Source organism: Kribbella sp. NBC_00482 (genome assembly GCF_036013725.1).
Classification (GTDB): Bacteria; Actinomycetota; Actinomycetes; order Propionibacteriales; family Kribbellaceae; genus Kribbella.
Window position 1 is genome coordinate 7,739,400 of sequence record NZ_CP107881.1, and the last position, 25,694, is coordinate 7,765,093.

General features: G+C 68.2%; 20 protein-coding genes. 4 read left to right on the top strand and 16 right to left on the bottom strand.

Going from position 1 to position 25,694, the window contains the following annotated elements:
* Positions 1 to 17: 17 nt before the first annotated feature.
* Complete coding sequence (locus OHB24_RS37360; protein ID WP_327635647.1) at positions 18 to 3,161, bottom strand: hypothetical protein; 3,144 nt, start codon at positions 3,159 to 3,161, stop codon at positions 18 to 20.
* Positions 3,162 to 3,706: 545 nt separating this feature from the next.
* Here OHB24_RS37360 and OHB24_RS37365 point away from each other — a divergent pair.
* Together OHB24_RS37365 and OHB24_RS37370 are read left to right on the top strand one after the other, a co-directional pair.
* A complete protein-coding gene (locus OHB24_RS37365) occupies positions 3,707 to 4,501 on the top strand; it encodes an SGNH/GDSL hydrolase family protein (protein ID WP_327635648.1) in 795 nt (264 codons plus the stop codon).
* Positions 4,498 to 5,076: a GNAT family N-acetyltransferase gene (locus OHB24_RS37370; RefSeq protein WP_327635649.1), complete on the top strand. Its 579-nt coding sequence runs from the start codon at positions 4,498 to 4,500 to the stop codon at positions 5,074 to 5,076. The genes OHB24_RS37365 and OHB24_RS37370 overlap by 4 nt, the downstream gene beginning before the upstream one ends.
* Here the strand turns inward: OHB24_RS37370 and OHB24_RS37375 are convergent.
* The 4 genes from OHB24_RS37375 to OHB24_RS37390 form a co-directional block, all read right to left on the bottom strand.
* Positions 5,058 to 5,645: a hypothetical protein gene (locus OHB24_RS37375; protein WP_327635650.1), complete on the bottom strand. Its 588-nt coding sequence runs from the start codon at positions 5,643 to 5,645 to the stop codon at positions 5,058 to 5,060. The genes OHB24_RS37370 and OHB24_RS37375 overlap by 19 nt on opposite strands.
* A 27-nt stretch (positions 5,646 to 5,672) precedes the next feature.
* On the bottom strand, positions 5,673 to 6,458 hold the full coding sequence (locus tag OHB24_RS37380) for a GNAT family N-acetyltransferase (protein WP_327635651.1): 786 nt from the start codon (positions 6,456 to 6,458) through the stop codon (positions 5,673 to 5,675).
* Positions 6,455 to 6,634: a hypothetical protein gene (locus OHB24_RS37385; protein ID WP_327635652.1), complete on the bottom strand. Its 180-nt coding sequence runs from the start codon at positions 6,632 to 6,634 to the stop codon at positions 6,455 to 6,457. Before OHB24_RS37385 ends, OHB24_RS37380 begins: the two co-directional genes overlap by 4 nt.
* 73 nt (positions 6,635 to 6,707) lie before the next feature.
* The gene (locus OHB24_RS37390) at positions 6,708 to 7,202 is read right to left on the bottom strand and encodes a MarR family winged helix-turn-helix transcriptional regulator (protein ID WP_327635653.1); all 495 of its coding nucleotides are present in this window, start codon (positions 7,200 to 7,202) and stop codon (positions 6,708 to 6,710) included.
* A gap of 67 nt (positions 7,203 to 7,269) precedes the next feature.
* On the opposite strand from OHB24_RS37390, the gene OHB24_RS37395 reads away from it, so the two are divergent.
* Positions 7,270 to 8,016, top strand: a complete 747-nt coding sequence (locus tag OHB24_RS37395; protein WP_327635654.1) for a hypothetical protein — start codon at positions 7,270 to 7,272, stop codon at positions 8,014 to 8,016.
* On the opposite strand, the gene OHB24_RS37400 is transcribed toward OHB24_RS37395, so the two are convergent.
* The 9 genes from OHB24_RS37400 to OHB24_RS37440 all read right to left on the bottom strand — a co-directional run bounded on the left by OHB24_RS37400 (position 8,006) and on the right by OHB24_RS37440 (position 22,537).
* Complete coding sequence (locus OHB24_RS37400) at positions 8,006 to 8,716, bottom strand: YqjF family protein (protein WP_327635655.1); 711 nt, start codon at positions 8,714 to 8,716, stop codon at positions 8,006 to 8,008. The genes OHB24_RS37395 and OHB24_RS37400 overlap by 11 nt on opposite strands.
* Before the next feature lie 18 nt (positions 8,717 to 8,734).
* Positions 8,735 to 9,736 (bottom strand): sugar phosphate isomerase/epimerase family protein, encoded by a 1,002-nt coding sequence (locus tag OHB24_RS37405; RefSeq protein WP_327635656.1) that lies wholly within the window; start codon positions 9,734 to 9,736, stop codon positions 8,735 to 8,737.
* A gap of 169 nt (positions 9,737 to 9,905) precedes the next feature.
* Entirely contained in the window at positions 9,906 to 15,278 is a 5,373-nt protein-coding gene (locus OHB24_RS37410; protein ID WP_327635657.1) for a ThuA domain-containing protein, read from the bottom strand.
* Between the two features lie 85 nt (positions 15,279 to 15,363).
* On the bottom strand, positions 15,364 to 16,524 hold the full coding sequence (gene xylA, locus OHB24_RS37415) for a xylose isomerase (RefSeq protein WP_327635658.1): 1,161 nt from the start codon (positions 16,522 to 16,524) through the stop codon (positions 15,364 to 15,366).
* Entirely contained in the window at positions 16,521 to 17,684 is a 1,164-nt protein-coding gene (locus OHB24_RS37420; protein ID WP_327635659.1) for a Gfo/Idh/MocA family protein, read from the bottom strand. Before OHB24_RS37420 ends, xylA begins: the two co-directional genes overlap by 4 nt.
* A gap of 10 nt (positions 17,685 to 17,694) precedes the next feature.
* Positions 17,695 to 18,732: a substrate-binding domain-containing protein gene (locus OHB24_RS37425; RefSeq protein ID WP_327635660.1), complete on the bottom strand. Its 1,038-nt coding sequence runs from the start codon at positions 18,730 to 18,732 to the stop codon at positions 17,695 to 17,697.
* Positions 18,733 to 18,744: 12 nt separating this feature from the next.
* Positions 18,745 to 19,776 carry an ABC transporter permease gene (locus tag OHB24_RS37430; RefSeq protein WP_327635661.1) on the bottom strand — a complete coding sequence of 344 codons (1,032 nt, stop codon included), beginning with the start codon at positions 19,774 to 19,776 and terminating at the stop codon, positions 18,745 to 18,747.
* Positions 19,776 to 21,278, bottom strand: a complete 1,503-nt coding sequence (locus OHB24_RS37435; RefSeq protein WP_327635662.1) for a sugar ABC transporter ATP-binding protein — start codon at positions 21,276 to 21,278, stop codon at positions 19,776 to 19,778. Before OHB24_RS37435 ends, OHB24_RS37430 begins: the two co-directional genes overlap by 1 nt.
* The gene (locus OHB24_RS37440) at positions 21,275 to 22,537 is read right to left on the bottom strand and encodes an ROK family transcriptional regulator (RefSeq protein ID WP_327635663.1); all 1,263 of its coding nucleotides are present in this window, start codon (positions 22,535 to 22,537) and stop codon (positions 21,275 to 21,277) included. The genes OHB24_RS37435 and OHB24_RS37440 overlap by 4 nt, the downstream gene beginning before the upstream one ends.
* Before the next feature lie 156 nt (positions 22,538 to 22,693).
* Between OHB24_RS37440 and OHB24_RS37445 the strand changes: the two genes are divergently transcribed.
* Entirely contained in the window at positions 22,694 to 23,917 is a 1,224-nt protein-coding gene (locus OHB24_RS37445) for a glycoside hydrolase family 71/99-like protein (protein WP_327635664.1), read from the top strand.
* Here OHB24_RS37445 and OHB24_RS37450 read toward each other — a convergent pair.
* Entirely contained in the window at positions 23,914 to 24,636 is a 723-nt protein-coding gene (locus tag OHB24_RS37450) for a hypothetical protein (RefSeq protein WP_327635665.1), read from the bottom strand. The genes OHB24_RS37445 and OHB24_RS37450 overlap by 4 nt on opposite strands.
* Positions 24,637 to 24,885: 249 nt before the next feature.
* A complete protein-coding gene (locus OHB24_RS37455; protein ID WP_327635666.1) occupies positions 24,886 to 25,683 on the bottom strand; it encodes a dienelactone hydrolase family protein in 798 nt (265 codons plus the stop codon).
* Positions 25,684 to 25,694 lie beyond the last annotated feature (11 nt).

Here is a 25,694-nt window from a genome sequence, read left to right on the forward strand (position 1 = left end):
AGGACGGCCGGAACCGGTCAGTCGTAGACGGCGTCGACCAGAAGTTCCACGGAACGGTCCGGTTCGTTGAGAACCGCACGGATCACATGCCGCTGGTCCCATCGCCCGGCGGCCCACGCGAGCGCCTTCGCCAGCCCGTCGAACGTCGCCGCGTGCGGGGCGCCGTCGGCGTCCACCCACCACGAGACCTCGACGCCGTCGACGGTCAGCTCCTCGTGCTCCCACCAGGTCGCCGGGACCTCGGGCACGAGTTCGCGGACGATCGCCGGCACCTCGGCCGCCGTACCCTCGCCGTCGATCTTGCCCTCAGCAACTTCTTGGGCGAGCGGTACGTCGAAGAGGTCGCTGAGCCCGTCCGCCGCCGCGCCGGACCCGATCACGAACCCGCCGAGGTCCTCGCGCTGCACCCACATCGGCCCGTCGACCACGACCGCGCCCTCCGCGTCGGTCACCCGGGTGGCACCGTCGGTGTCGAGCACGCGGACCTGGGTCGGCGCGGCGCCTGGGAACAGCGCCATCGTCCCGAGCCGGTTCCACAGCCGCAGGATCGACGCCTCGTCGACGTCACGCTCGGGATCGGCCAGCCGGTCGAGGACGAGACCGATGCCGTCCGCGTCGAGGTCGCCGACGTCGCGGACCAGGCCGACCGCCGTACGGACCTCGGGATCAAGTCCAGCCGTCCAAGCGGGCGCTTCGTCCAGGAACGTCGCCAGTACCGGTTCGGCGTCGGGATCCGCGCGTCCGGCGAGCGGCTGACCGTCGTCGAGCAGGACGTGTTCACGGATCCACCAGGCCGCGTACGACGGTACGCCGAGCGGCCGGTCGTCCGGGCCGACGACGCGGACCTGGGTGACGAGCGCGCGGCGCAGTTCGGGCTCAGAACCCAATAATTCAAGGGCTTTCGGCCAGTTGTCGTCGGTGATCCAGTCGAGGTCGCGGATCGCTTCGAGCTCGCCGACTCCTGCGCCGTACCGGGATCCGTCGGGTGCGACGTCGTATGCCCAGTCCTCGATGCCGTCGAGGTCCTGGAGGGCTTCGGGGAGGCGGTCGAGCGCGACGTCGGACGCGCTGACGACGCCGAGTGAGGCGAGGACGCCGACGGCTTCCAGCGCGGGCAGACCGTAGCGGTCGAGGACCTCCGCGGCGAGGGGTGCAACCTCGTCGGCGTCGAGCACCGCTTGCGCGCCGGAACCGTCGACGACCAGGGCGTTCGCGGGAACGAGATCGCCGTCCGCGTCGCGAAGTACGAGGTCTGAGAGCCACCACAGGCCGTCGGCCTGCGTTGGGTCGGCGGCGACCAGGCTGAGGACGGCGTGCGCGATCGCGTCCGGGTCGTCGGCGTCCGCGGAATGCTGGACCGCGGCACGGACGGCGCCGTCCTCGAGGAGCGAGCGTGGGGTGGCGGGGATCGCGGCGAGTCGTTCGAGGACGGGGTCGACGGCATCCGGATGTACGACGCGTACGCCGTACTCACCGAACGCGACGAGGGATTCGACCGGGATCTCGGGTCCCGGCAGGAGGAGACCGCGGGCCCCGCGGACCAGCCGGCCGTCGGCCAGCGGAACCGGGAGGGTGCCTAACGATTCGCGGATCAACGGGTCGGTCACCATGGTCGAGAGCGAGGCGTAGAGCGGGCGCCACCAGCTGGGCGGTTCCTCTCCCCCGAGCTGATCCACCACCTCGGCCAGCTCGATGCGTCGTACCTGCAGGGCGTCGAGCGCGAGGCGGTCCTCGCGGCGGGCGTGAATCAGCCCTGGCACGAGTGGTGCCAGTACCTCGTTGAACGCTTCGTCGGCACCGTCCACGACGACTGCCTCGCTCGGTCGCAGGATGGTGCCGTCTACTGCGGGGAGGATGGGGATGGTTGGGAGTACGCGGAGGATCTCGTCGCGGAGCATGCGATCGAGGGCGCCTGCTGCTAGGCCGGTTGGGACGAGCGGTAGTACGTCGGCTCGGTTGTCGGCGCGCTGGCGCAGCAGTTCGGCGTACGACGTCGCTGCTTCCTGGACCAGTCGATCTGTCAGCGGTCCCTTCGCCACGTGGCGGCGGGTGGAGTCGAGCGGGAAAGTTGCCAGGAGCAACGCGGGGAGGGAGAAGGGTTCGTCGGTGGGGGTGGGTGCGTGGACGACACGCGGAAGGTCCTGCTGCTGGGCTTGTGGTGCGAGCTGGGTCGACGGCGCTTCGGTGGGCGACTGGGTTCGGGGCAGGGCCCAGACGACTGACCAGGTTGGGCGGGTGCGTTCCTCGGTGGGGCGGTCCGCGAGGAGGTGTTCGCGTTCGGCCGTGGTGAAGGTGCCGGCGGCGCGGTGGATGTGCCAGCGGTCGGCGGCGTTCTCGAGGATCCGGTGGGTGTCGTCGGTTTCGATCTCGATACGTTCGAGGCCGGGGAGCGCGAGGAGGAGCGCGTCGTCGGCTTCGGTGAGCAGGCGGCGGACGAGATCCGCGGCGGCCTCGTCGCGGAGCGGGAGGATGACCGCGGTGTCGTACCCGGCGGGCGGTTCCCCTTCCGTCGCAAACGGCAACCGCAGCACCGGCACCTGCCCATCACGACGCCGCAACTCGGTATCCAGCGCCGCATTCCCAAGGTCAGCGATCGCCCCAGCAGTATCAGCCTTCGAGAACCGCACACCCCCACTCCGCGACAACACAACAGGCTCATCCGTCACTGAAAGAACAGCCGAGAACCCCACCCCGAACCGCCCCACCGAGGAACCCATCCCACCACCGGGCCCACCCACACCACCGCCCCCACCATCGGACGCGCCGTCCCAACCACCGTGACCGCCGTCCGCATCACCCGGCGTCGCGCGGTCGCTGGGCTGTGCGTCTGCGGTCTGTTGGTCGTGGCGAGGGCTCTCGCGTTTGGCTGAGGCCCGGAGGGTGGCTAGTGACTCCACGCCCTCTGCGTCGAGCGGGGTGCCGGTGTTGGCTACTACGAGGGTGTTGGCGCGGAATTCGTACAGGACGTGGCCCGGGGTGCCCGCGCGGGTGGCTGCGTCGGCGGCGTTCTGGGCGAGCTCGATCACGAGCCGGTCGACGTACCCGCCGAGCGCAAGCTCCTCCTCGGCGTTCGCATCCTCCCGGAACCGCACAGGCGCCGCCGCCCACCCGGCCAGCACCCGCTCGCGGATCCCCGCACTACCAAACACATCGCCAGTCACCGGGGCAGTATGACGCACCCACGGCCACCCGCTTCTGCCCAAGCCGATCCCCTATCACCGCGCCGCAGGTACCCGCGTTTCCTCGAGTCGTGGATTTCGGCGCCCACCGCAACCTCGATCCACGACTCGACGTCCCGGCGGCCAACCAAACGCCACGACTCGGCGCCCGGACAAGGCTGTCCACGGCAGGCGGTCCGCGCGACAGCCGAACCGACCCCGCCCCGTCGCGGCCGCCCCAAGCACTGCCAGCACAACCGGGGTTATCCCCTCGCGTGCAGGGTTCTCCCCTCGTGTACCAGTAGAGAACCCCCAACTCGAGGGGATAACCCGTCGTCTTCGGGACGGGCGGCTGACCGGCGGGGCGAGGGGTGGTGGCTGGCCGTTGGGGCGACGGCGGGGTGTGGGGACAGGTGCTGGTGGCTGGGGACAGGTAATGCCGGGTTCCGGCCCGCTGCTACCTGGCGTGCGATCCCGGGTCGGGCTGATTGCCACGAGTGTTCGGCAGAACTGTCGGCTCATCGTGGCAGGTCATCTATCGTGGTGCGGTGATCGCTTCCGGCAGTCGGTACGTCGCACTCGGCAGCTCGTTCGCGGCCGGACCGGGGATCCGCCCGATCGTGCACCCGCCCGCGGGCCGCTCGGGCAACAACTACGCGCAGCTCGTCGCGACCGAGCTCGGCCTCGACCTCGTCGACGTCTCGTACTCCGGCGCGACCACCGCGCACGTGCTCGACACCCCGCAGGACGAGGCGCCGCCGCAGCTCGACGCGCTCACCCCAGAGACCGCTCTCGTGACGATCACGGTCGGCGGCAACGATCTCGAGTACGTCGGGACGTTCCTCCGCGGGAGTTTCCTGAACACGGTCGCGAAACCGGCGTCGATCCTCGGCCGCCGGGTGGCGAACCGGATCCGCGCGCGGGTCAGCTACCTCAAGGACGAGGCGGCGTACCAGACCGTCACGGATTCGCTGACCACGGTGGTCGAGAGAGCCAGAGAGCGCTCTCCGGAGGCGCGGATCCTGCTGGTCGACTATCTGAGCCTGGTCGGGCCGGCGACCCGGCCGCGCCTCGACGTACCGCTGAACGAGGAACAGCTGCCGAGCATCGCGCTCATGGCCGACGGTCTCGCGGCTGCGTTCGCCAAGGCGGCCGCCGCGTCCGGGGCCGAGTTGGTGGCGGCGTCGGCGGCGAGCCGGGAGCACGCGATCGGATCGGCCGAGCCGTGGACCACCGGGTTCACGCTGCGGCCGTCCTATCTGGGCGGCCATGTCTCGTACCATCCCAACGCGGCCGGCATGCGCGCCGTCGCCGACCTGATCCTCGAGGCGCTCCGCACATGAAGGTGCGCGAGGCAACCATTTCGGATGTCGACGCCGCCGTCACCACCCTGACCCGCGCCTTGGCCGACTACCCGATGAGCCGCGCGTGCTTCGACCCGGACGGTTATCTTGAGCGCCTCACGGAGTACCACCGCTTGTTCGTCAGCGGTATCGGGCTGCCGCACGGTCGCGTCTGGGTCACCGACGACGTGAGTGCGGTCGCCGTCTGGCTCCCGCCCGATCTGCCGGCCGATGCGTTCGCGCCGCACGCGGCCGCGTTTCAGGAGCTCGCCGGATCCCAGGGGCCGTTGACGGCGGAGTACGGCCAGGCGATCGCGCTCTTCCATCCTCGCGATCCCGTCTGGCTCCTCGCACTCGCCGCCGTCGACCCCGACCACCAGCGCCAGGGACTCGGCCGCGCGGTTATCACCCCTGGGCTGGCGACCGCGGACGCCGAGCACTCCCCCGCGTTCGTAGAAACCCAGGACCCGGCAAACATCAGCTTCTACGAGTCACTGGGCTTCACAGTCATCGCCGAACTCGAACTCCCCCACAACGGCCCGATGCACTACGCGCTCTACCGCCCACCGGCCTGAGCCGCCCCCAGCAACTCACTCGCGGCCTGAGCCTCGCGCGCCAGTACCGGGTCCTCGTCGCGTGCCAACGCTGTCACCGCCTCGGTGAACTCCGGCCACGCCGTGTAGACCATGGCCCACAGCGCAGCCCGCCGTACAGGGACTTCGGCATACTTCGCCGAGTACACCAAGTGGTCCACCACCCGCTCGTCGGCCACGACAGGCGCGCCGGCTCCGAGCCGCAGTGTCGACTTCGCCCAGCCGGCCGGATAGACGTGGACGTAGCAGTCCTCGATCATCTCGTCGAGGGTCCACACGGAGAGCGCGTTCTCGATCGACGCGTGCGCTGCGTCCGGTGCCAGCAGATAGAAGACCTCGGCGAACTCGTCCACCACGTAGTGCGCGTCGCCGTCGGCGGTCGACCACTTGGCCTCGTACCCGATCCCGTGCTCGGGATCGCGCTCGATCTCACCCACCAAGGTCCAGCCGGCGGCCTCGACGAAAGCGCGTATGTCGGCGTTCCCGACGTGGTCGCGCAGAATCAGGCGGCGACTCGTCCGGTCGAGAGCATGCTGTGGCGGCGTCGGCATGCGCGTCACCGTAGCCGAGTGTTGGGGCTAGGCCGGGGTGTGGACGTACGGCGTTGTGGTGGTGACTGCGAGGAAGCCGAGGCGTTGGAGGATCGGGGAGCTGTCGTCGGAGGCGTCGACGTGGAGGTACTTGTAGCCGAGGTCGACCGCCCGCGCCGCGCGGACTGCGACCAGCGCCTTGTAGATGCCCTTGCCGCGCCACTCGGCGAGCGTCGATCCGCCCCACAGACCGGTGAACTCGGTGCCCTTCTTGTAGACGGCCCACGCGGCAGAGACCACCTGGCCGTCGGTCTCGGCGACGTAGACGTCGGTGCCGCCCGCGTGCCGGCGTACCAGGTCGTCGGTCAGCCAGGACCAGTCCTCGCCCCAGACCGTCGACTCCATCGCGGCGATGCGCTCGAAGTCAGCGCGCTCGCTCACCAGCCGGATCGTGATGCCGTCGACCGCATCGCGGCCCTGCAACTTTTCCGCGACGGCGGCGCTCTCGGCGACGAGTACGGTCTCCTGCTCCTCGGGCTCGAACCCGGCGGCCTTCAGCCGGTCCGGGAGGTCGGCCGGCAGGTCGTGACCGCGCAGCTTCCACTCGACGGCCTGTCCCTTGGCGGCGAAGTAGTCGCGTTGCCGGGCGATCAGCGCGTCGATCTCCGCGCCGTCGAGACCGTCGAGAGAGCGGTAACTCACGAAGCCGCGGCTCGGGTACTCGACCCGGATCACCGGCCCGTCGGTGCTCGTCGGCACGTCCGCGGTCTCACTGGTCCCCCGCAGCTGGTCGTCGTACGCCGCGAGCAGGTCGTTCTTCAAGGCATCAGTCACTGGGTGACTCTGACACGACTGGCCCAGATCCGCCGCACATTTCGTCCTGCTGAGAGCTTCCGCGCCTTCTGCTCGGTACGACGGCCACGCCCGGCGGGCTCGCTGAGGCCGTGCTTGTTCTGACGCTCGGCGTTGGCGTAGTGGCTCAGTGACACCATCAGGTTCAGCGGTTCCATCGGTCCGTCCTCCGGTCTCTCGGTGCTTACACGGGGACGTCGGATCCGATCGACCGAACTCGACATGCGGCAGCTAGGAATCTTTCTCGGTGATGAGCACGAGGCGCCGGAGCAGGCTGTCGAGGCGGGTCCGGTCCGCTGCGGGCAGGTGATGGATCAGTTCCTCCTCGACCCGCAGGATGTCGCCGATCCCGCGCTCCCAGAGAGCGCTCCCCGAGCGTGTCAGCGTCGCGAAGACCTTGCGGCGGTCGTCGCGGTCGTGCGTGCGTTCGACGTACCCGCGGCTCTCGAGCGCATCCAGCCGATTGGTCAGCGCGGCCGGCGACATGCCGAGCTGGCGAGCCAGTTCGCCAGGCGTCGCGCGGTACGGCGTACCTCCGCGGCGCAGCATGTGGAGCGTCTTGAACTCCCACAGTTGCAGCCCGTACGCCGCCAGCACGGCTTCTCGTCGGCGTTCGAGGTACCGCGTCAGCACCTGGAGGCGGACCGTGATGCCTTCGACGTCCCGATCGAGGTCGTCGAGCTCCCCGGCCCAGAGGTCGACATGTGCGTCCACGAAGTCTTTCACCCGGCTAACTTTTCAGCCGGTGAAGGTTAGTTGTCAAATATTTCGACGTCGAAATACTGTGGTGAGCATGAGCCAACTCGCAGCCATCGAGGTCGTCACCGCCGCCACCCACCTGATGCGCGCCGGCCAGTGGGCCGCCGCGACCGACCTCCTGACCGCCACCACGACCGACGATCCCGCCGAGCGCGCGCTGCTCGCGCTGGCCCGCGCCGAGGTTGCCGTCGACCACGATTTCGGGCAACAGACCAACCACGCAGCCGCCACACTCGAGGCCGCACTAGCCGCCGTGCCCGGCGATTCGTGGGATCTCGCGATCCTCAAGTTCCGCCAGGATTATGCGAGCGCACTGTTCCGGTCCGGCGGCAAGAACCTGAGAGAGCGCGTTCTCACGCTCATCGAGGAGGCTCCCGACGACGGTCGACGCGGCACGGCGAACCTCTGGGCAGGCGCGATGGCCGACAACGTGTACGAGCAGCCCGCGGAGGCGATCGAGTACTACCAGACCGCGTTGGAGCTGGGCGAGAAGTGCGACGACGAGTGGCTCATCGCCATGGCCCTAAGGCATCTCGGATACCACGCCCACGCGGCCGGTGACCTGGCGCTCGCGCGGACGCAGTGGGAGCGGTCGACCGAGCTCCTCCAGAACGCCGGGTACCTGCGCCCCACCCTCGCTCAGCAAGCCATGCTCGCGGTCCTGCTCCGCGACGAGGGTGACGCAGCGGGCTCACGAGCTCTCGCGACCGAGGTCAACCGATGGGCCCGCCAGCTGGGCATCCCGTTCATCATCCAGGAGACCGCCGAGCTCATCGCCTGAGCGGTACGCCGAACTCCGCGGGAACGCCGGCGCTGAACGCGACGTGGTCCGGCGGGCGGTCAGGCGGTAACAGACCCACGGACCTCAACAGCCCGTCGACATCCAACGCCGTAAGGGTTGCGGAGTGAAGGATCCAGGGAGGGTGATCGTTCGGCAGGTACCAGGTACGACCAGCACGGTGGACGTGCAGGCCCCATCGTGCGGTGAGGAAGTCCTCCAACGGCCCGGCCGGCAGCCGCTCCCCCATCTCGACGCCGACGAGTGCCTGCGCACCGGACTGGCGAACGGTCGACGCGTACGTGTGGTGATTGGCGTGCCGTTCGTGGCACATCCGCGCCCAGCGATACGGGAGCCCGAAGACCGTGCGCGCGGTTGCCACCACAGCGAGCCGGTTCGCGTCGAGGCTCAGGAACACGACACCACGCCGGCCCGTCTCGTCCACGGAGTACAGCCGGATGTTCGTCTCCAGGAACGATCCGAGGTACGGAACGGACGGGCCGTGCGGGAGTCCGGTGTCGACCATCCGGAACGGGACCAGGCCGACGTACGTGCGTCCCTCGAAGGTGTCCGGCCTGGTCCCTGGCGGGAAGAAGTGCGCGACGTCCGCCGGCGCGAAAGCCCAATGCACAAAGGTCAGATCCAGCCACCGCTGCCGCAGGATCCGCGGCCGCGGCAACCCCGGCGCCACCGGCCAACTCATGTATTCGAGCGTAACCTCCTACGACGAGAAGGCGGCGTCGAACGACGCGGTCGGTGGGTCGAAGGCGAGGGAGCGGACGAACTGCAGGGCTTCGGCGGCGCCGACCAGGCGGTCCATGCCGGCGTCTTCCCACTCGACCGAGATCGGGCCGTCGTACCCGATCGAGTTGAGCATCCGGAAACACGCCTCCCACGGGACGTCGCCGTGCCCGGTCGAGACGAAGTCCCAGCCGCGGCGCGGGTCGCCCCAGGCGAGGTGCGAACCCATCCGGCCGTTGCGCCCGTTGCCGACCTGGCGCTTCGCGTCCTTGCAGTCGACGTGGTAGATCCGGTCCTTGAAGTCCCACAGGAACCCGACCGGGTCCAGGTCCTGCCAGACGAAGTGCGACGGGTCCCAGTTGAGCCCGAACGCCTCCCGGTGCCCGATCGCCTCCAGCGTCGCGGTCGTCGACCAGTAGTCGTACGCGATCTCCGACGGGTGCACCTCATGGGCAAAGCGCACAGCCACCTCATCGAAGACGTCGAGGATCGGGTTCCACCGGTCGGCGAAGTCCCGGTACCCGGCCTCGATCATCGCCGGCGGCACCGGCGGGAACATCGCGACCGTCTTCCAGATCGACGACCCGGTGAACCCGACCACCACGTCCACACCGAGTGCCCGTGCCGCCCGCGCGGTCGTCTTCATCTCCTCGGCCGCCCGCTGCCGGACACCTTCCGGATCGCCGTCGCCCCAGATGTGCGCGGGCAGGATCGCCTGGTGCCGCTGGTCGATCGGGTCGTCGCAGACCGCCTGCCCGAGCAGGTGGTTGGAGATCGTCCACACCTTCAGGTTGTGCTTGTCCAGGATGTCGAGCCGGTCCCGGACGTACGCCGGGTCCTCGGCGGCACGTCGTACGTCGAGATGGTCGCCCCAGCAGGCGATCTCCAGCCCCTCGTAACCCCACGAGGACGCCAGCCGGGCCACCTCCTCGAACGGCAGGTCGGCCCACTGGCCGGTGAACAGCGTGATCGGTCGAGCCATGTGCTTCTCCTTGTCGGGTGCTACTGCAGGGGTGTCCCCGGCGGCGTCCGGAGCGCTTGTCCGCCGCCGGGGACTGTCACCGTGGGTCTCGCTGTGCCGTCGCCCGCCTGGGGCCGAACCAGCCGGGGCGGCGGCAGGTGTACGGCGGCGAGTACCCACGGCGACGTCATCAGCCGAGCCGTGCCTTCAGGTCCTGCCCCACCGCGGTCAGCAAGGTCCGCGCCGGTACGTCGGCGACCGTGCGGACCGTGGCCAGGAACAACGTGAGCGCGATCCTCGCGGGCACGGTCTGGTGACGACCCGCAGCACGTTCGGCGGTTCTGAGGTGCGCCTTCAGCACCGTGGCAGTTGCCAGCGGCACCTTTCCGGCGGCGCGGTAGCGGTCGACCAGCTTGACCGCCTCGCCGTACGACGCGACGACCGTGAACGGAACGCTCGTCACCGAGGTGTTCCCGGCGACGTCCTTCGCGGTCGCGGTGATCGTATGCGGGCCGAGCCCCAGCACAAGACCGTCCACCGTGGCGCCGGCCGGCTTCCCGTCGACGGTGAGCACGACGTCGCCGGGGCCGGACAACGCGTCTCCGACGGTCGCCTTCACCGACGCCGTGGAGGCGACGCCCAGAGACCCGCCGCTCGACACCCCGCTCACCGTCGTCGTAGGTGGTGTCTGATCGATCTTCACCGTGACCGACGAGGGCTCCGACACGTTCCCGGCGGTGTCACTCCCCCGGACCGCGAGGGTGTGCGTACCGTCAGCGGTCAGCGTCACAGGTGCGGTGTACTCCGACCAGTTGCCCTCGCCAACCTTCTGCTCCAGGTACACCTGACCCGGCTGGTCGTCCGTACCCATCGCCGTCGTCGTGACCGGACCTGTCCACCATCCCGCCAGGCCCGACGGCGTCGACGGGTTGAGCGTCAGGCTGACCGCGGGCGCCACCGTGTCGCGGACCAGCTTGAAGTACTCGAACTTCGCGGTCTTCGATGCCGCCTGATCCACCCCGAACGCGTACACACCGAACTTCGCCGAACCTAGCGCAGTGTTCGTCACGGACGGGAGGGCCGACCAGGCCAAACCATCCGAGCTGTACGACCCGATGAAGGTCGAACCCGCCTTCGCGAGGCGGAGATACCAAACGCCCTGCACAGGACTGGGCGCGTTCGGCTGCGGCGACTGCACGACGTCGGCCACTTCACTGCGGAGCTCGATGCCGCGGGCAACCGTCGATCCGGCGGCGTTCGTCGTCAGGTAGTCGAGTTTCACGTAGTTCGCGTCGTCGGCGTAGACCAGCAGACCAGCCTGCTGGTACGCCTCGTCGAACGTCGACCCGTCCACCTTGGTCTCGATCGTCCAGTCGCCGTCCGGTGCCGGCTGGAGCATCAGGTTGCGCGGGTTAGTCGCCGTACCGCCGTAGATGTCTCCCCCGCTCGTGTCGATCTCCAGGCCGCCGCCGGTCACCCGGTAGGCGGCTGGATCGGGCCGTACGACGTCCGTCCAGCGGCACGCGTCGAGCGTCGTACCGGCGAACTCGTCGTCCGGTGCGGGCTGCTCGGCGGTGTCGTCGGGCGTGATCGAGAAGTAGTCGAACGACGCCGCGATCGGCAGCGCCTCGGTCCGGTTCGCGAGACCGAACAGTCCGATCCGTGGATTCGTGATCCCGGCGAGCTGCTTGGTCTCCGGCATCTCGGTGAACGTCGCGCCGTCTGGGCTGTACGCCGCCTTCAGGTTCGCGCCGTCCGACGTGAACCGCACCCAGACCGTGTCCGGGTAGGTGGCGCCGAGGTTCGCCGTGTTCGACGCGGCCACCTCGTTCGGTGCGCCGCCCTCTTCGCGGATGAACTGGAAGATCCGGTCAGCGGCGGACGTCGTGGTCGACCGGCCTTGGACAACCATCTTCGCGTAGTTGTCGTCGTCGCCGTACACGATCAGCCCGGCCTGCTGGTACGCCAACCGCGCCGGCAACGTCACCTTCGCAGTCGCCGACCAGGCACCCGCGGGCAACGGCTGCAGGACGATGTTCGGTGTCCCGGTGTTGCCAGTGCCGTAGATATCCGTTGCTGTCAACGGGATCGACAACGCGCCGTCCCCGACGGACAGTTCTTGGTTGCCTCGGACAACCGATGACCAGCGGGCGGTGTCCAGCGTCGCACCGTCGAAACCGTCGGAACGGCCGGTCAGACAGGTCGGGGCCGAGGGCGCATCGACTGTCACATCCACCTTTGCTGTTCCAGTGGCACCCCGCGAATCGGCCACGGTCGCCGTCACGGTGTGTTTGCCCGGAACAGTGAAGGTATGGGAGGCGGTGGGGCCGGTGGCAGTCCCTCCGTCTCCGAAGCTCCACGCGTAGGTGAGCGGGAGGTCGCCCTCGGGGTCAGTGGCAGCCGCCGTGAAGTCGACGGCCAGCGGTGCCTTGCCCTGGGTGGCCGAAGCCGTGACGGTGACCGTGGGGCGCTGGTTCTCGGTGACGCCCTTGCCGATGAACTTGACCCAGTTGACGTTCAGTTGCCCGGTCGTCTTCACGAAGTACAACGGCCCGCTGTCGAGCGACGCGCCGCTGACCGCGCCGGTGAAGTCGCCGTACGTCTGCCACCCGCCGGTCGGCGACACCTGGATGGTCGCCACCACCGGGCCGTCAGTCGGCGAACCCTGGCGAACCTGAACTGTCGCCCCCGCGTCGGGTGACGCGGCCCGGAGCTGGATCTCGTCGATGTTGGTCAGGTTGGTCGGTTTCCAGCCCCACCAGTCACCGTCCTCGATGAACCCGATGTTCTTCCCACCGCCCGCGGTGTCACCGGTGTCCTCGACCTGTACGCCGGGCGCCGATCCGGGTCCCCCGGTCTCGCTGAAGAACTCCGCTTCCCGCACCTTGGGCTGGAGCTGGACGATCTTCTGCGTGGTGATCCTGCCGGTCCCGGGCGCGCCCTTGTCGGTGTAGGTCACCTTGACGATGCCGAAGATGTTCGCCCCGACGTGCCCCTGGTCGCCTGGCAGCGGGAACGTGCCTTCGCAACCGTGGTACTGCTCGTAATCGTGCGCGTGCTGGTCATGCCCGAGCGCGGGCTGGGTGATGACGTCGTTGCAGTCGACCGTCCCGTCCTCGGGGTCGGTGACCGTCACCTTGTAGTGGATCGTGTCGCCGAAGTCGAAGAAACCTCCGTCGAGCGGCGCTTCCACGGTGATCGTCGGCGCGGTGTTCCCGGCCGTGATCGTCCGGTTCGACACCGCCGTACGGCCGTCCGGATCACTCACCGTCAGCCTCGCCGTGAAGACTCCGGCCGTGGCATAGGTGTACGTCGGCTTGGCGTCGACGCTGTCCGTCGTACCGTTGCCGTCGAAGTCCCACGCCAGGGTCACGGGTTGCCCGTCCGGATCGCGCGACCCGGTCGAGTCGAACGCGACGGTCAACGGCACCGGACCGGATGTCTTGTCGGTCGCGAACTGCGCGATCGGCGCCCGATTCCCTTGCACGTAGTCGATCCGGTACACGCCCGAGTCGGCGTTGTTGCCGCCGAACCCGCTCCCCCACTCGATCACGTACAGCGCGCCGTCCGGCCCGAACTGTAGTGCGTGCGGCCGGATGAAGTTCATCTTCTGCAGCATCCGCGACACGTCCGCGACGCCGCTGCGGTCGTCGTTCAGCTGCACGGAGAACAGCCGGCTGTCGTTCCAGTCCGCCCAGACCGCCTTGCCGTCGAAGTACTCCGGCCACTTCCGGTCCGAGGGGTTCGCGGCGTCGAACTTGTAAGCCCCACTCGTCATCGGGGCACCGCTGCCACCGATCTCGGGTACGCCGGTTGTCGACTTCCCCTGCCACATCGTCGCAGGGATCGCCGCAGGCAGTTGGGTGAGGCCGGTGTTGTTCGGCGACTCGTTGACCGGTGCGTTGCAGTCGAACGTCGGCCCCGAGGTGCTGGTCGCGAAGTCGTAGTTGTTGTACGGCGTGTTCGCGCCAACGCAGTACGGCCAGCCGTAGAAGCCCGGCGTGGACAGGATGTTCCACTCGACCCGGCCGTCCGGTCCGCGCGTCGGCGAGACCGCGCCGGCATCGGGCCCGTAGTCAGCGACGAACAGGTGGTTGGTGGTCGGGTCGATCCCGATCCGGAACGGGTTGCGGAAGCCCATCGCGTAGATCTCGGGCCGCGTCTTCGCCGTACCGGGAGGGAACAGGTTGCCTGCCGGTACGGTGTAGGTGCCATCGGCCTCGGGATGGATGCGGAGCACCTTGCCGTTCAGCACATTGCTGTTGGCCGCCGACCGCTGCGAGTCCCACGCGGACCGGGCGGTCCGCTCGTCGATCGGCGAGTAGCCGTCGGAGTCGAAGGGATTGCTGTTGTCGCCGGTCGCGATATAGAGGTTGCCGTTGCCATCGAACTCGAGCGCGCCGCCGGCGTGACAGCACTGGTCGCGCTGCGTGTCGATCCGCAGAACCTGCTGCTCGCTCGCGAGGTCAAGGGTGTCACCAGTCACCTTGAACCGCGAGACCCGGTCGAACGGCTCCGCACTCACCGGCGAGTAGTACAGGTAGATGAACCCGTTCGACGCGAACCCGGGATCCAGAGCCAGTCCGAGGAGCCCGAACTCCTGGCCGGTGTAGACGTTCAGCGTCCCGGCGGTGACGACCGAGCCGTCGGTCCTGACGATCTTCACCGCGCCGTTCCGGTCGATGTAGAAGACCCGGCCGTCGTCGGCGATCGACAACTCCATCGGGTTCGACGTGTCGTCGTCCAGCGCCACCTTCTCGTAGCTGTCGCTCAGCGACGCGCCGCAGTCCGCCGGCTGCACACCGGCCGCGGTCTTGATGCCGCCGAGCAGTTGCTTGCGGAACGTCGGATCGGCGTACGACTCGATCGTGTGCCCCATGCCCGTGTACCAGGCGCGGCCGCCGTCGTAGTCCTGGCACCACGTGATCGGGTGCTCGGGGCCCATGTTGCCCCCGCTGTACGACGACTCGTCGAGCGACGCGAGCACATGAACGGTGCCGCGCGGATTGGTCCGGTAGTTGTACCACTCGTCAGTGCGCTGCCACAGCGTCGGAGCATCGGCTGTCGATGGGTGCGCGTGGTCCTCCACCTTCACAGTCGCGGTCGGCGTACCAGCGGGGTGGCTGTCGAAGTAGCTGCCGACGAGCTGCCCGTACCAGGGCCAGTCGTACTCCGTGTCGGACGCCGCGTGAATTCCGGCGTACCCGCCACCGCCTCGGATGTAGCGCTCGAACGCGGCCTGCTGGTCCGCGTTCAGGACGTCGCCGGTCGTGGACAACCAAATGACGACCTCGTACTTCGCCAGTTCGGTGTCGTTGAACATCGTGGCGTCCTCGGTCGCGGTGACCGTGAAGCCGTTCTCAGTAGCCAGGTCCTTGATCGCCTGGATGCCGGCCGGGATCGCGTCGTGCCGGAAACCGGCGGTCTTGCTGAAGATCAGGGCGTTGAAGGTCTCGTCACCATGCCCGGGATGGGCCCGGGCGGGTAACGGTGACAACAGTGCCGCGAACAGGGCGAGCACGAGAGCACACACCAAAGTGCCGTGCCTGCGTAGCTGGATCATGCGGAGCTCCTCATGGGTCGGATAAGGGCGCGCGCTCCACTACAAGTCCCGTGCTCTGCCCTGCGCGGGAGTACTGCCGGCTAGATCAGCGGACGCCGAGCAGGTGCTCCATCGCCAGCTGGTCCAGCCTTTCGAACCCGAGACCGCGCTCGGCCAGCGCATCCCGGTCGTACGTCGCGTTGCGGAGGTCGTCCAGTGACTCTCCTTGGCCCAACGTGGGCGCGGAAAGCTCCGCGACGCGCGCCGCAGCCAATGCGTCGACCACTTCAGGGTCAGCGCGGAACGCCTGCACCTTGTCGCGCAGGATCAGGTAGTTCCGCATGCAGCCACGCGCGGTCTCCCAGACGCCTTCCTCGTCCTCGGTGCGCGGCGGCTTGTAGTCGAAGTGGATGTGCCCGTCGTACGCCGGGTAGCTCCCGGCTCCCTGCAGTACGTCGACGGTCCAGAAGGCCTCGCGCAAGTTCCCGGCGCCGAACCGCAGGTCCTGGTCGAACCGCGGACCGTGCTGCCCGTTGAGGTCGATGTGGTACAGCTTCCCGTGCCACAACGCCTGTGCGATGCCGTGCGCGTAGTTCAGCGACGCCATCTGCTCGTGCCCGACCTCGGGGTTGATCCCGACCAGTTCGGGGTCGGCGAGATCGTTGATGAAGGCAATCGCATGCCCGATCGACGGCAGCAGGATGTCACCGCGCGGCTCGTTCGGCTTCGGCTCGATCGCGAACCGGATGTCGTAGCCCTGCTCGCGCACGTACGCGCACAGGATGTCCATCGACTCCTTGTACCGATCCAGTGCGGCCCGCACATCCTTCGAGCCGCCGGACTCGGCGCCTTCACGACCGCCCCACAGCACGTACGTCGTCGCGCCCAGCTCGGCCGCGAGGTCGACGTTGCGCAGCACCTTCGCCAGCGCGTACCGCCGTACCTGGCGATCGTTGGCGGTCAGGCCGCCGTCCTTGAACACCGGGTGGCTGAACAGGTTCGTGGTCATCATCTCGACGGCCATGCCGTTCTCGGCCAGCGCCTTGGAGAACCGCTCCAGCACCTGTCCGCGGGTGGAGTCGTCGGGTACGACGTCGTCGTCGTGGAACGTGACCGCCGCGGCGCCCAGTTCCGCGAGCTTCTCGACCGCGTGCACCGGGTCCATCTTCGGGCGAACCGCCGTACCGAAGACGTCGACGCCTTCCCAGCCGACGGTCCACAGACCGAAGGAGAACTTGTCGTCCTTGGTCGGGGTGTAGTCATTCATTCAGGAATCTCCTGCCATTGTCGGGATGCCGAGCTGGCCTCGACCGCGGCCAGCACACGCTGGACTCGCAGCCCGTCGGCGAACGACGGTTCCGGATCGGCGCCTTCGGCGATCGCGGTGACCAGGTCGACGACCTGATGGGTGAACCCGTGCTCGTAGCCGAGCAGGTGGCCAGGTGGCCACCATGCCGCGACGTACGGGTGGTCGGGTTCGGTGGCGAGGATGCGGCGGAAACCTGCCGTCCTCGAGTCTTCGGTGGCGTCGTAGTAGTGCAGGAGATTCATGTCCTCGAAGTCGAACGCCAGACTGCCGAGGCTTCCGTTGATCTCGATCCTGATGGCGTTCTTCCGACCGGTCGCGAACCTCGTGGCCTCGAAGACCCCGAGTGCGCCGGAACGGAACGTGGCCAGGAACACCGCCGCGTCGTCGACGGTGACCGGTCCCCGTTCGACTCCCGCCGTACCGGCCAGACCCGAGTGCTCCGCGGCGACAGGTCGCTCCTTCACGAAGGTCTCGAGCCGCGCACTCACCTCACCGATCGTGTCGCCGGTGATGTACTGCGTGAGGTCGACGATGTGCGCGCCGATATCGCCGAGCGCACCCGAGCCGGCCTTCTCCTTGTCCAGCCGCCACGACAGCGGCGCCTCCGGATCGGCGATCCAGTCCTGGAGGTACTGCGCCCGGATGTGCCGGATCGTGCCGATCTTGCCGTCGGCGACGAGCCGGCGGGCCAGCCCGATGGCCGGCACCCGGCGATAGGTGAACCCGACCATCGACCTGATCCCCTGGGCCTTGGCCTTCTCGGCGGCCGCGGTCATCGCCTCGGCCTCCTCGACGGTGTTGGCCAGCGGCTTCTCGCACAGGACGTGCTTGCCGGCCTCCAGGGCTGCGATCGCGATCTCGGCGTGACTGTCGCCCGGCGTGCACACGTCGACCAGCTGGACGTCGTCGCGACCGAGCAGCTTGCGCCAGTCGGTCTCGGTCTCCTTCCAGCCGAGTTTCGTGGCGGCCACCCGAACAGCCTCGGCGTTGCGGCCGCAGAGCACGTTCAGCTGCGGATCCAGCGGCAGGTCGAAGAAGCGCGGCGCGCTCCGCCAGGCCTGCGAATGGGCCGCCCCCATGAACGCGTAGCCGATCAGGCCGATGCCCAGGTCACTCATAACTCTCCAATCAGCTCTCAAATGCAGTAGGTAAGTACTGGTCCACGTTGTCCTTGGTCACCACCGGCGCGTACAGCTGCACGGTGCGCGGCACCTCGACCTCCACCAGGTCGCCGAGGGCCTTCTTCTGCACCAGCAGCCGCGCCAGCCGGACGCCGTCGGCGCCTTGCGTGGACGGGTAGATGACGGTGGCCTTGAGCAACGAGTTGCCGGACTTGATGTCCCGCATCACGTTCGCCGAACCGGCCCCGCCGACCACGAAGAACTCCTTACGGCCGGAGTTCTTGATCGCGGCCATCACGCCGACGCCCTGGTCGTCGTCGTGGTTCCAGATCGCGTCGAGCTTCGGCGCCGCCTGCAACAGGTTGGTCGCGGCCTCCTCACCGGACTCGACCGTGAACTTGGCCGCCACCCGGTTGCTCACCTTCAGACCGCAGTCGGCGAGCGCCTCCTTGAAGCCCTTGCTGCGGTCCTGAGTCAACGGCAGCGAGTCGATCCCGGCGATCTCCGCGACCACCGCGTCCTTCTTGTCCTTCAGTTGCTGGCAGACGTACGTGCCGGCCGACACGCCCATCCCGTGGTTGTCGCCGAGCACCGTCGTACGGGCGGCGAACGAACTGTCGAACTCGCGGTCCACGTTCACGACCGTGATGCCGGCCTGCATCGCCTTCGTCGCGACCGGGGTGAGCGCGGCCCCGTCGAACGGCAGCAGGACGATCGCGTCGACCTTCTGGTTGATGAACGTCTCGACCTGGCTGATCTGCAGGTTCACGTCGTTGGTGCCTTCGGCGACGATCAGCTCGACGTCGGAGTACTTCTTCGCCTCGGCCTGGGTGGCCTTGGTGATGGCCCCCATCCAGCCGTGGTCGGCGGCCGGTGCGGAGAACCCGATCTTGACCTTCTTGCCGGGCTCGTCGTTCTTGACCGCGGCCTGTTCGACCGGTCCGGCCTTGTCCTCCTCGGCCTTGGGTGTGTTGCTCGTGCAGGCGGCGAGTGCGAGCACACCCAGCCCTGCGATCACGAGTGTTCTGGCGGAACTTCGGGACATCTTTGTCCTCCTCTAGGTGCCGGTGCTACGACGCGCCAGCCGTTGCTGGAGGAGGACGGCGACCACGATGATCGCGCCCTTCGCCACCGACTGGGCGGAGATGCTCAGGTTGTTGAGGGTGAAGACGTTGTTCAACGTCGTGAAGATCAGTACGCCGAACACGGTGCCGACGATCGTGCCGCGGCCGCCGGACAGCAACGTGCCGCCGATCACCACCGCCGCGATCGCATCGAGTTCGTACAACTGACCGTGGGTCGCGCTCCCCGTCGTCGTCCGCGCCATCAGCATCACCGCGGCGATCCCGCAGCACAGCCCGGCCAGGACGTACAGCGCCACGGTGTGCCGCTGCACCTTGATACCCGCCAGGCGGGCCGCTTCGGCGTTCCCGCCGACGGCGAAGGTCCGGCGGCCGAAGGTGGTCCGGTTCAGCACCACCCAGCCGGCCGCGGCGACCAGCAGGAAGATCCAGATCAGCACCGGTACGCCGATCAGCGAGCCGCCGAAGAAGTCGGCGAACGAGCTGACCGTGATGATCTGGGTCTTCCGGTCCGAGATGATCTCGGCCAGACCACGCGCCGACGCCAGCATCGCCAGCGTCGCGACGAACGGCACGATCTTGCCGTAGGCAACCAGCAGGCCGTTCACCAGACCGCACGCGGCCCCGACCACGAGCGCCGTACTGACCATGAAGATCCAGTGGTAGTCGGCGGCCAGCTGCTGGGTCGCCAGCGTGGTCGCCCAGACCGACGACAGCGCGACCATCGCGCCGACGCTCAGGTCGATCCCGCCGCCGGTGATGACGAACGTCATCCCGACGCTGACCACCCCGATGACCGCGGCCAGCCGCAGGATCGTCAGCACGTTCGCACCGGTCGCGAACGTGTCGCCCGCGGTCGCCACGCCGACGATGCACAGCAGCACCAGCGCGACGACGAGCCCGAGGTTGCGGCCGAAGCCCGACCTCAGCAGGTCAGTCGACGACCGTGGCCTCGCCGGCTGGGTGACCGTATCCTGCTTTGATGGTGTCGTGATGTCCTCACTCATCACCTCGCACTTCCTTCCATCACCAGGTCCAGGACCTGATGCTCGTCGATCTCTTGCGCGGGCCCCGTGTGGACGGCTCGCCCCTCCCGCAGTACGACGACCCGGTCGGACAGACCGAGCACTTCCGGAACTTCGCTGGAGACCAGCACGATCGCGACCCCGTTGGACGCCAGCTCCCGAATCAGCGCGTAGATCTCCGAACGCGCCCCGACGTCGACACCTCTCGTCGGCTCGTCGAGCAGCAGCACCCGGCAGTCCCGCAGCAGCCAGCGCGCGAGCACCACCTTCTGCTGATTGCCACCCGACAGGTTGCGCACCGGCTGATCCACACCCGGAGGACGCACATCCAGCGCCAGGGCCAACTTCCCGGCCGCCTCCCGTTCGGCCCGGCTGTTCAGGAATCCGCTACTCGCGAACCGTCCCAGCGTCGACACCGTGATGTTCTTGAACACGGCCTCGTCGAGCAGCAGCGCCTGACTCTTCCGTTCTTCCGGTGCGAGTCCGACACCGGCCTTCACCGCATCCTGCACGCGGCCAGGCCGCAGTACGGCACCGTCGACCCGGACGAATCCGGTCGCCGCGCGTCGCGCGCCGTACAGCGTCTCCAGTACTTCGGAACGCCCGGAGCCGACCAGTCCGGCGAAGCCGAGGATCTCGCCGGCACGAACGTCGAAGCCGATCCCGGCGAACTCTCCCGGCCGGCTCAGATCGACGACCTCGAGGACTACTGGTGCGGAGTCCGGGATCTCGTTGCGGGGCGGGAACACGTACTCGATCGAGCGCCCGGTCATCAACTGGATGAGTTCCTTGGTCGGCGTCTCGCGGGCGTCGAGGCCGGTCGCCACGGTCGCGCCGTCCTTGAGCACCGTGACCCGGTCGCCGATCTCCCGGATCTCCTCGAGCCGGTGCGAGATGTAGACGACGGCGACACCGCTATCGGTGAGGCCGCGGATCACCCGGAACAGGTTGCTGACCTCTTCTGGATCGAGTACCGCGGACGGCTCGTCCATGACGATCAGCCGAGCGTCACGGGAGAGCGCTCTCGCCATGCTCACGACCTGTTGACCGGCAGCCGGCAGCGAACCGACCGTCCGGTGCGTGGGGATCTCGGGGTGTCCGAGGCCCTGCAGGATCGAGCGTGCCTTCGTGTTCGCCTCGTGGGTCCGGCTGAAGCCGTAGCGGGACGGTTCGTGGCCGAGGAAGATGTTCTCGGCTACGGTCAGGTCCGGCACCAGGTCGAGCTCCTGGTAGATCGCCGCGATACCGCGCTGGATCGCCGCGGTCGGACTGTTCAGCTGCACCGGCTCGTCGTTGATCCGGATCATGCCCGCGTCCGGCTGGTGCGCGCCGGTCAGCACGCGGATCAGTGTGGACTTCCCTGCGCCGTTCTGCCCGAGCAGGCAGTGCACCTCACCGGCCCGTACGTCGAGGTCCACACCGTCGAGCGCCCGTACGCCGGGGAACTCCTTGACGATCCCCATCATGTTCAGCAGATCCGTCATGACGCGGCCCCGATCCGTGTCGGGTCGACGAAGACCTGGTCGAGCGAGATCTGCGCGCCGCCGCGGACGGCCGCCGCGAAACCGAGCTCCGATCGGACGACCCGGCAGCCGCCGCCGTCCGGTGCGATCACCCGCTCCTGGATCGCCTTCTCCAGTGGTTCTTTCAGCCACGGCCCGAGGACGGCGAAGTAGCCGCCCAGCACGAGCACGTCCGGGTTCAGGATGTTCACCAGGATCGCTCCCCCAATCCCCAGCCAAGTACCGACGTCCTTCAATGCAGACAGCGTCCGCGCGTCCCCCGCTTCGGCCCGCCGGGTGATCCCGGCCAGCCGTTGCTCCACGTCCAGCGACGGGTCCCGCACCGGGTCGTCCCTGTCCGTTGCCTTGTGCAACAGTGCGGTCAGCCCGACGACCGTCTCCCAGCACCCGGTCCGCCCGCAGCCGCAGGTCCTCCCGGGCGGGGCGACCGGCATGTGGCCCACCTCGCCGCTGTATCCGTGCCCGCCGCGCATCAGATGCCCGCCGGCCACCACACCGCCGCCGACACCAACCGCACCGGTCAGCAGCACGAGGTCGTGCATTGATTCGCCTTCGGCACCACGTAGTTCGGCGTACGCCGCCAGGGCCGCCAGGTTCGCCTCGTTGTCCACATGCAACGGGTACGTCGGCTCACCCAGCCGCGTGCGCATCTCCTTCGCGACGGACAGCTCGCCCCATCCCAGGTTGGGCGCCAACTTCAACTCACCCGTCTCGACTTGCACGAGCCCAGGCACAGCGAGCGTGACCCCGGCCAGCTGCCCCTTTCGTCTTTCCACCGCCGCCACAGCCTCCTGCACAAGGCCGGCCAAGCGGCCGAGTGTCGTACCTGGCTCAAGGTGTGCGACGTCAACAGGTACTCGCTTCTCGAGCACCACGTCGCCGGCCAGGTCGAGGGCCGCGACCGCAAGGTAATCGACGTTGATCTCCGCGCCGACGCCGCAGACGCCGCTGCCGTCGAGTTCGACGAGTTGCCCCGGGCGGCCGAGGGCGCGACTGGAGTCGGCCAGGCCTTCGCGGAGCAGACCGCGTTCGACGAGTTCGGCGACCAGGCTGCTGACGGTCGCCTTGTTCAGGCCGGTCTCCTCCGCGATCCGGGCCCGGGACAGGGGGCCCAGGTCGCGGACGTGCCGCAGTACCACCGAGAGGTTGTTACGCCGGAGCGACACGTGGTCGGCGGCAACGCCCCGGCTCCCCGGGCGACGGCCGTCGGCCAGCGTCATCTGGGCACCCCTCCCGATTTTGTCTGTTGATCCAACAAACTAAGTTCACGCAGAGAAGCCGTCAAGAGTTCGAAACAGTCAAGTTATTGCACGAATTTGTAGACGTTTGTACGCTCGCCGCAATCTCTCCTGCCCGCCCCCTCCAGGAGCACACCCATGAAGCTCACCCGTCGTACCCTCCTCGCCACCACCGCCGCAGCCGCTCTGGCCGCCAAGTCCCAGTTCGCCTCCGCCGCCAGTCCCCCGGGCGACGTCGTCGGGAAGGTCACCGTCGGCTACCAAGGCTGGTTCGCCTGCGCCGGTGACGGTGCACCGATCAACGGGTGGTGGCACTGGAGCAGCAACTGGGGTCAGCCGCCGTCGCCGACCAACACCGCGATCGTCAGCTGGCCGGATGTCCGGGACTTCACGTCGACGTACCAGACGGCCTACGGGAATCTCGGGAACGGGCAGGCGGCTCGGCTGTTCTCGTCGTACGACCAGCAGACCGTGAACACGCACTTCGAGTGGATGCAGCAGAACGGCTGCGACACGGTGGCGCTGCAGCGGTTCAACCCGACCGGCGGCGAAGGACCGACGCGGGACGCGATGGCCGTGAAGATGCGGCAGGCCGCGGAACAGTACGGGCGGAAGTTCTACATCATGTACGACGCGACCGGCTGGACGTCGATGCAGTCGGAGATGAAGGCGGACTGGACCTCGAAGATGAGCGCGTACACGTCGTCACCGGCGTACGCGCGGCAGAACGGGAAGCCCGTCGTCTGCATCTGGGGGTTCGGGTTCGACGAGGCCAACAAGGCATGGCCGGCCGACGTGTGCCTGGACGTCGTGAACTGGTTCAAGGGGCAGGGCTGCTACGTGATCGGCGGCGTACCGACGCACTGGCTGCCGGGTAACGAGGACTCGCGGCCCGGGTACCTGGACGTGTACCACGCGTTCAACATGCTGTCGCCGTGGATGGTCGGGCGGATCAGTGACATCGCGGGCGCGGATCACTACTACAACAACGTGAATCAGCAGGACCAGGCGGACTGCAACGCCCACGGGATCGACTACCAGCCGTGCGTGATCCCCGGCGACCTGCAGTCCGGGCACCGGCGGCACGGCGACCTGATGTGGCGCCAGTTCTACAACCTCACGCGCGTCGGCGTGCAGGGGCTGTACATCTCGATGTTCGACGAGTTCAACGAGGGCAACCAGATCGCCAAGACCGCCGAGACGTCGGCGTGGGTCCCGAACGGATCAGGCTTCCGCGCGCTCGACGAGGACGGTACGGCGTGCTCGTCCGACTACTACCTCCGCCTCACGAACGACGGCGGCCGCATGTTCAAGGGACAGGCGCCGTTGACCTCGGTGCGGCCGACGGCGCCTACGGTCTAGAAGAGCTCCATGCTGTCTGCGGTGGCGGTGATGACCGGGTTGTCGAAGTAGAGACGGCAGGCGATCGCGTGACCGGCGCAGGTCAGGAGTGACGGCCCGGCAGCGTCGACGACGCGGTACCCGACCGGGTGGACGCAACGTTCCACCTCGCCCTCGTTCTCACGGCCGCAGCCGAGAACGTGGCAGGTCACGGTGTCGCCGACGTTCATCAGCGTCAGGCCGTGCTCGGGACAAACGCCCCAGCCGACGCCGCAGGCCTGTCCCTCGTTCGCGGCCAGCCGGACGAGTTTGCCGGCGGTGACCTCGAGCTTGGTCGCCAGGTCGCGGAAGGTGGTCGCGGCCTGGTCGAGTTCGCGCCGGAAGCGCCGCAGCTCGACGGACTCCGGCATGTTCTGCGTCGCGCCGTGCAGATCCTCGGCGAGCGTCATCGCCGCGACCGCGATCTCGTCGACCCGGACGGGCGTGTTGAACTGGCGCAACGTCGTACCACTCGGGTCCCGCGGCCGGTCGCGCACCTCGGACAGCCAGTCCGAACGCGGTACGACGTCCTGCGGCTGATCCAGCCGGATCTCGCCGATCTGCTCCTCTGCCTGCCACTCCGATGATGGTGGCGGTGGTTCAAGGTGAGTGGTTGGTTGCGGAGCGTGACCATTGGCTCCGTTGGCCGGTCCGCTCCCGTTCATCGGGATTCGGCTTTCCTGCGCTGTCCGCCCGTTCATACAGCCTCACTCGTCCAGTGCATGACACCCGCCATTGCGCGTCCCCTGTAGTGCCTCTGGTGGCCGATCGTGCCACGCCTGCGGTACCCACGACCAGAGGAACGACAACGGCGTCACCCACTGCTCCCCCACACTTGCGGACCGCAACCTTCGCCCCCAGGCATTTAGCAGAATTCCCCACGGTAGGGGCACGAAATCACACTGCGCGGGTTACCCAACGTAGTTTTGACATTTCCGCACTGACCGTCGTCACGCCGTTGCTGTGAGGTGCTCGCGGAGGAACTCCACGGTCCGCGTCCGGGCGTGGTACGCCGAGTTCGGCGGGTCCTCACGCAGGTCCCTGGTGAGCACCGAATGCGCGCTGCGTCCGTACCCGTCCGGATTGCCCGGCGCCGAGTCCAGCTCGATCACTTCGAACGCGTCGCCGAGCTGCGCACGGAGCGTGACGAACCGCTCCGCCGGCGCCATCCGGTCGTTGCTGAACCGCATCCCGAGGACGCACAGCCCGTCGGTCCGGGTGCGCTCCTTGACCGCCTCGAGCTCCTTTTGGGACAGTCCGGGATCGCGGCGCAGCTTCGCGCTCACCGCGAACGGCGTCGACGGCTGGCTCAGGACCGGTGCCTTCACCACGTCCTCGACTGCAGTGGCGAGCGCGAACCCTCCGGTGAAGCACATCCCGATCACACCGACCCCGCGGCCCGGCGTCCGCGCGGCCAGGTCGGTCGCGACGGCCCGCAGGTACTTCGTGATCGGGCGCTCGGCGTTCGCCGCGAAGCACCGGAACTCTTTCGAAACGCACAGGCGCGCGATGACACCCAGCGCATATCCGGTGGTCTCCGGGCGTCCCGGCGTACCGAACGGCGACGGGATCACGACCGTGAACCCCTCGCTCACCAGATGCTCGCCAAACGCGGCCACCTCGGGTGTGAGTCCGGGGATCTCCGGAATCAGCACGACACCAGGCCCCTCGCCCTTCTCGAAGCAGTCATAGGTCAGGCCGCCGCCACTGAACGGCGACCTCCGCCAGGAACCCAGGTCTGCATTCATAGAGAGAAGTC

What these genes read in the sequence shown, in the direction of transcription:
- OHB24_RS37370 (WP_327635649.1), top strand. Translation starts at nt 4,498, where the DNA reads ATGAAGGTGCGCGAGGCAACCATTTCGGATGTCGACGCCGCCGTCACC.
- OHB24_RS37375 (WP_327635650.1), bottom strand. Translation starts at nt 5,645, where the DNA reads ATGCCGACGCCGCCACAGCATGCTCTCGACCGGACGAGTCGCCGCCTG.
- OHB24_RS37385 (WP_327635652.1), bottom strand. Translation starts at nt 6,634, where the DNA reads ATGGAACCGCTGAACCTGATGGTGTCACTGAGCCACTACGCCAACGCC.
- OHB24_RS37395 (WP_327635654.1), top strand. Translation starts at nt 7,270, where the DNA reads ATGAGCCAACTCGCAGCCATCGAGGTCGTCACCGCCGCCACCCACCTG.
- OHB24_RS37400 (WP_327635655.1), bottom strand. Translation starts at nt 8,716, where the DNA reads ATGAGTTGGCCGGTGGCGCCGGGGTTGCCGCGGCCGCGGATCCTGCGG.
- OHB24_RS37405 (WP_327635656.1), bottom strand. Translation starts at nt 9,736, where the DNA reads ATGGCTCGACCGATCACGCTGTTCACCGGCCAGTGGGCCGACCTGCCG.
- OHB24_RS37410 (WP_327635657.1), bottom strand. Translation starts at nt 15,278, where the DNA reads ATGATCCAGCTACGCAGGCACGGCACTTTGGTGTGTGCTCTCGTGCTC.
- xylA (WP_327635658.1), bottom strand. Translation starts at nt 16,524, where the DNA reads ATGAATGACTACACCCCGACCAAGGACGACAAGTTCTCCTTCGGTCTG.
- OHB24_RS37420 (WP_327635659.1), bottom strand. Translation starts at nt 17,684, where the DNA reads ATGAGTGACCTGGGCATCGGCCTGATCGGCTACGCGTTCATGGGGGCG.
- OHB24_RS37425 (WP_327635660.1), bottom strand. Translation starts at nt 18,732, where the DNA reads ATGTCCCGAAGTTCCGCCAGAACACTCGTGATCGCAGGGCTGGGTGTG.
- OHB24_RS37430 (WP_327635661.1), bottom strand. Translation starts at nt 19,776, where the DNA reads ATGAGTGAGGACATCACGACACCATCAAAGCAGGATACGGTCACCCAG.
- OHB24_RS37435 (WP_327635662.1), bottom strand. Translation starts at nt 21,278, where the DNA reads ATGACGGATCTGCTGAACATGATGGGGATCGTCAAGGAGTTCCCCGGC.
- OHB24_RS37440 (WP_327635663.1), bottom strand. Translation starts at nt 22,537, where the DNA reads ATGACGCTGGCCGACGGCCGTCGCCCGGGGAGCCGGGGCGTTGCCGCC.
- OHB24_RS37445 (WP_327635664.1), top strand. Translation starts at nt 22,694, where the DNA reads ATGAAGCTCACCCGTCGTACCCTCCTCGCCACCACCGCCGCAGCCGCT.
- OHB24_RS37450 (WP_327635665.1), bottom strand. Translation starts at nt 24,636, where the DNA reads ATGAACGGGCGGACAGCGCAGGAAAGCCGAATCCCGATGAACGGGAGC.
- OHB24_RS37455 (WP_327635666.1), bottom strand. Translation starts at nt 25,683, where the DNA reads ATGAATGCAGACCTGGGTTCCTGGCGGAGGTCGCCGTTCAGTGGCGGC.